The organism is Kitasatospora sp. NPDC059817 (assembly GCF_042731835.1).
GTDB lineage: Bacteria > Actinomycetota > Actinomycetes > Streptomycetales > Streptomycetaceae > Kitasatospora.
In genome coordinates this window covers 1-5,352 of the sequence record NZ_JBHWIR010000312.1, presented here as the reverse complement: position 1 = coordinate 5,352, position 5,352 = coordinate 1, and the positions used below count along the sequence as shown (strand labels likewise).

Below are 5,352 nucleotides of genomic sequence, written 5' to 3'. Positions count from 1 at the left end.
CGGCGGAGACCACCACGGTGTGGGACACCCCGGGGGTGTTGTCCACGAAATTGGTGATCAGCCAGTTCAGGTTCTGTGCGGCCTGGCTCATCTGAGTCAACTCAACGCTCCTGGTGGTTCGAGCCGCCGAAGAGATCGGTGCTTCGGTTCTGTCCGTTGCCGGACGGGTCTACCTGATCGGGGTCGATCCGGAAGCTTCCGGTGTTACCGGCACTGCGGCCCTGCTCCACGCCGCGGCGCAGGTTGGTGAGCCGACCGCGGACCTCCTCAGGGCTGCGGGAGACCTGCGGCCCTTCCTGCGGAGTGGGCTTGGCGTTTCCGGCCACCAGGTTCTGCTTGGGCACGCGCCGCGGCAGGCCTGCCCCGGTGGTGCCGCCGGAGGCGGGCTCGCGGGTCTGTTCGGCCTGCTGCCAGGCGCCGTCGTTGGGCGACTGCCAGGGCGAGTTGGTCGGGCCGGTCGGGCCGTAGCCGCCCAGCGCCGACACGTCGTGGCCGCGCGGCTCGTCGACCGCCGAGGTGTCCTTGGCGCCGGCGAACCAGTTCGGGGTCTCGCCGCCGGAGCCGCCGCCCGCCGGAGCGGTCGGGGCGCCGAAGCCGCCACCCGCCAGCTGCTGGCCGGGGCGGCGCTGCGGTAGCCCGGACGGCAGGGTGGGGGTGGGCTCGGCGGCGGGCAGTGCGGGCGGCTCCGGGGCGTACGGGTGGCCGGCCGGGGCCTCCTCGGCCTGCTGGCCGTACTGGTCGGCGTAGCCGTCCTGGTAGCCCTGGTAGCCGTCGCCCTGGTAGTCCTGGCGGCCGTACTGGTCGTCGGCGTAGCCGGACTGGTCGTAGCCCTGCTGCGGGTACTGGCCGTACTGGTCCTGGCCGTACTCGTCCTGCTGGTAGCCGTCCTGGGCGTAGCCGTACTGGTCGTCGGCGTAGCCGGACTGCTGCTCGTAGCCCTGGGGGGCGTACTGGTCGTAGCCCTGCTGGTACTCCTCCTCGACCTCGGCGTCCAGCACCGGCGGCTCGCCGTCGTGCGGGCCGCTCTCCAGGGCCGCGCGGCGGACCTGGTCGAGGCGCTGCGAGCGCTGGACGGCCTCCAGGGCCGGGCTGAAGCCGCTGGATCCGGCGTTGCCGGTGCCGGTGAGGTGGTCGTCGAAGCCCAGCTCGGCGGCGCTGCGCGGCTGGCCGTTGGGCGCCCACTGGGAGGTCGGCTCCTGCTCGGCGAAGATCCGGGAGACGGTGAACTGCTCCTCGGGCTCCGGCGCGGCGCCCGACCGGGTGATGAACGGCGGGATCATGACCAGCGAGGTGGTGCCGGCGGACTCGCCGGACGGGCGGAGCTGGACGCGGACGTCGTGTCGCTGGGACAGCCGGCCGACCACGAACAGGCCCATGCGGCGGGAGATGGTGGCGTCGACGGTCGGCGGCTCGGCCAGCTTCTCGTTGATCTCGGCGAAGTCGTCGGCGGTGAGGCCGATGCCCTTGTCGTGGATCTCGACCAGCACCCGGCCGTCCGGCAGGCGGGTTGCGTTGACCAGGACCCGGGTCTGCGGGCTGGAGAACGAGGTGGCGTTCTCCAGCAGCTCGGCGAGCAGGTGGACGAGGTCGGTCACGGCGGCGCCGACGACCTCGACCTCCGGGATGCCGGACAGCTCGACGCGCTCGTACTGCTCCACCTCGGAGGAGGCGGCGCGGAGCACGTCGACCAGCGGGACCGGGGTGTTCCAGCGGCGGCCGGCCTCCTCGCCCGCGAGGACGAGCAGGTTCTCACCGTTGCGGCGCATGCGGGTGGCGAGGTGGTCCAGCTTGAAGAGGTTCTCCAGCTGGTCCGGGTCGGCCTCGTTGTTCTCCAGGTCGGTGATCAGCGCCAGCTGGCGCTGGATCAGGCCCTGGCTGCGACGCGACAGGTTGGTGAAGATCGCGTTGACGTTCCCTCGCAGCAGGGCCTGCTCGGCGGCGAGCGCCACGGCCTGCTGGTGGACCTGGTCGAACGCCCGGGCGACCTCGCCGATCTCGTCCTTGCCGTGCAGCGGGATCGGGGTGACGGAGGTGTCGACCCGGTCGGGGTCGGTCTTGGAGAGCTTCTCGACCAGGTCCGGCAGGCGGTGGTCGGCGATCTCCAGGGCGGCGCTGCGCAGGGTGCGCATGCCGAGGATCATCGAGCGGGCGACGTAGCCGGTGAGCAGGCCGGCCAGGATGAGCGCGGCGACGACGATGATCGTGTTGAGGATGGCGTCGTAGAGCGCGTTGTCCTTGAGGCCGCGGGAGTCCGTGAGGACGTCGTCCAGCAGCTGGACCTCGGTGTCGCGCAGGGCCTGGATGTGGGTGTTGGCGGCCTGGTTCCAGTTCTCCGGGGTGAGACCGGAGTCCTTGGCCTCCTTGTAGGCCTGGTCGGCGGCGGCCTTGCCCTTGCTCTGGCCCTCGGCGGCGGCCTGGCTGTAGGCGGCGCCGAGGGAGAGCAGGGTCTGCATGGAGGGCGCGGTGCCGTTCGGCATCTTGTAGGCCGAGCGCTCCTGCGCGGCGGCCTGGACGACCTGCGCGTTGGCGTACTTGCGGGCGTCCTCGGGGGCGCTGCCGGTGTTGAACTCGGTCAGCGAGACCTGCTCCAGCCGCTCCGCGACCAGGATCTGCTGGATCACGTCGGCGTTCTCGAACCGGGTGGTGGCGTTCTGGGAGATGCCGACCAGCAGGTGCAGCATGAGCGCGCGCTGGGTCGAGGCGGAGGCCTTGGCGAGGGACATCGCGTAGATCGCGCGGCCCTTGCTGGCGGCGTTGCTGGAGCCGATGCCGACCGAGTTGTCGTAGGACAGCAGCGGGGCGAACATCACCGAGTAGGCGTTGACGGTGGCGCCGGCGAACAGCTCGGATCCGTACGCGCTGGACCGCAGGTGCGGCAGGTCGACCACCAGGGCCTGGAAGCCCTCGTGGCGGCGCGGCAGTTCGCCGGACTTGTCGGAGGCCGCGTAGGCCGCCTCGTACGCCTTCAGCGCGGCGTCCGTGTTGGCGCGGATCTTGGCGACCTTGCCGTCCGGGTCCTGCTTGGTGAGCAGGGGTATCAGCGTGGTGTCGCGCTCGATCTCCAGCGCTTCGGCGAGCTCGGTGGCCGCCTTGGCGAGCTCGGCGGTCTTCTCGGCGCGGGAGGCCTTGATGTAGCCGTCGACCGAGGTGTTCACGCGGAGGCCGCCGAAGACGAGGCTGATGATCACGGGGATCAGCAGGATCGCGATCAGACGGGTCGGCACGCGCCAGTTGCGCGGGCGGAGGAAGTCGTACCGCCTGGAGGCGTCGCCGTCCGGACCGCCGCTGCGGGGTTCCGTGGACGCGGCCGGGGGCTGCGGGGCCGGGGAGGCCTGGGAGCGCTCCTCGGTGGGGGTGAAAGCGGAGAATCCGGCCGGGTCCGCTGCGGTACCGTTCGGCTCGCTCCGGCGGGGCTCGGAGCGCCGCTGCGGGGCGGGTTGCTGCTTACGCCTCACTCGACAACTACCTCTCGGCCGACTGTCGGCCATGGATCAATCCAGCGCTACCCCCGGGCCCTGGCCCGTCACCGGTGGGCCGGCGCGAGGGTTTCAGGGGTAGCTGGAATTTCAGCACGTGCAGGGATGGGGGACAAACAGCCGCAGGATGGCCCCCGCGTCGGCGCAATAGGGACATTCACCGACATGACGGAGCAAAACCGTGGTCTTCTGGCGCTGAGTGGCGCTAGTTCACCACGCAGAGTCACTGTTGATCACAAAATGCCTACCGAACTGTTATCCGCTGCTTATACAGCGGGTCTTGCGCGATGCCCCTGGAGGACATCGGCCGGTAGCGGCTCCGCCCCGGGGGCCGTCACGCCGACGGCCCCCGGGGTCCGGATGTCCGGCCCGTCATCGGAGTCGGGCGAGGAGGGCGTGTTCGACGAGGGTGATGAGGGCGCTTTTGGCGCTGTCGCGGCGGCGGGCGTCGAGGGTGACGACGGGGGTTTCGGCGCTGAGCTGGAGTGCTTCGCGGACCTCGTCGGCGGTGTGGGGCTGGTGTCCGTCGAAGCCGTTGAGGGCGACGACGAAGGGGAGTCCGCTGTTCTCGAAGTAGTCGAGGGCGGGGAAGCAGTCGGCGAGGCGGCGGGTGTCGACGAGGACGACGGCGCCGATGGCGCCGCGGACGAGGTCGTCCCACATGAACCAGAAGCGGTCCTGTCCGGGGGTGCCGAAGAGGTAGAGGATGAGGTCTTCGTCGAGGGTGATGCGGCCGAAGTCCATGGCGACGGTGGTGGTGGTCTTGCCGGAGACGTGGCTGAGGTCGTCGATGCCGGCGGAGGCCGAGGTCATGACGGCTTCGGTGCGCAGGGGGTTGATCTCGGAGACGGCGCCGACGAGCGTGGTCTTGCCGACGCCGAAGCCGCCCGCGACGACGATCTTCGCGGAGGTGGTGGCGCGGGTGGGGGCGGCCGCGTTAGAGCTTGCGAAGTCCACTGAGGACCCTTTCGAGCAGCGTGACGTCGGGCTGGTTTCCGGATTCGCCGCCGGAAGCGGGCTGGTGGATGGCGACGAGGCCGGCTTCGGCCAGGTCGGCCACGAGGATGCGGGCCACTCCCAGGGGAAGGGAGAGCAGCGCCGACACCTCCGCGACGGATTTGACCTCCCTGCACAGGGTGCAGATCCGCTGGTGCTCGGGGAGCAGGGTGGCCAGGCGCTGCGGGTCGACGTCGGCGGAGACGAGGGCCTCCAGCGCGAGTTCGTAGCGCGGCCGGGTACGTCCACCGGTCATCGCGAACGGCCGGATCAGCGGGCCGGAGTCGGGCTCGTCCTCGAACTCCTCGACGTGCCCGGGCTCGTGGGCCGGCCGGTGGTCGGGGGCGGGCGCCGGGTAGCCGGGCGGCGGCGTGTCGAAGGCGGGCTGCGGCTGTCGGTACTGGCCGGGCGGGCCCTGCCGGTCGTACTGCTCCTGCTGCGGCTGCCCGTACGGGTGCTGGGGCTGCCCGTACTGGTGCTGGCCGTACTGCTGTCCGTGCTGCTGGCCGTGCTGAGGCTGGCCGTACTGCTGACCGTGGCCGACGCCGGGTGCTCCGAAGGCGTCATGGCCTGTGCCAGGGTACGGAACGCCGTACTGGCCGCTGCGGTCGTCGGGCGGTGTCACGGTTCCTCTCCTCACAGGGTGCGGCGGTGCGGTGCGAGCTTCGGCGCAGGTCCGGAGCCGGTGGTGCGAAGGCCGTACAACGTCCGAACCCGAGCCCGCCGAAGCGGGCCCGGGAAGGACGCGGAGGTACTTCGAATACCTGGACGGTATCCGACGGACCGTCAGTGCAGGAGACTGCCCTGGAGTTCCGCGCGGAGTGCGGGGGTGAGGACGGCGCCGGCGCGGTCGACGAGGAGGGCCATCTCGTAGCCGACG

At 71.1% G+C, this 5,352-nt stretch carries 3 protein-coding genes and 2 pseudogenes; all 5 read right to left on the bottom strand.

The window, feature by feature from the left end; all coding sequences use genetic code 11:
* Positions 1-91: pseudogene (locus ACFV61_RS34130) on the bottom strand (roadblock/LC7 domain-containing protein); the annotation flags it as partial.
* A gap of 10 nt (positions 92-101) precedes the next feature.
* Positions 102-3,455: a nitrate- and nitrite sensing domain-containing protein gene (locus ACFV61_RS34125; RefSeq protein WP_380430286.1), complete on the bottom strand. Its 3,354-nt coding sequence runs from the start codon at positions 3,453-3,455 to the stop codon at positions 102-104.
* A 393-nt stretch (positions 3,456-3,848) separates the two neighbouring features.
* Positions 3,849-4,433: an ATP/GTP-binding protein gene (locus ACFV61_RS34120; RefSeq protein WP_063347719.1), complete on the bottom strand. Its 585-nt coding sequence runs from the start codon at positions 4,431-4,433 to the stop codon at positions 3,849-3,851.
* On the bottom strand, positions 4,414-5,097 hold the full coding sequence (locus ACFV61_RS34115; RefSeq protein ID WP_079135609.1) for a DUF742 domain-containing protein: 684 nt from the start codon (positions 5,095-5,097) through the stop codon (positions 4,414-4,416). Before ACFV61_RS34115 ends, ACFV61_RS34120 begins: the two co-directional genes overlap by 20 nt.
* Before the next feature lie 161 nt (positions 5,098-5,258).
* Positions 5,259-5,352 (bottom strand): annotated as a pseudogene (locus ACFV61_RS34110) (roadblock/LC7 domain-containing protein); the annotation flags it as partial.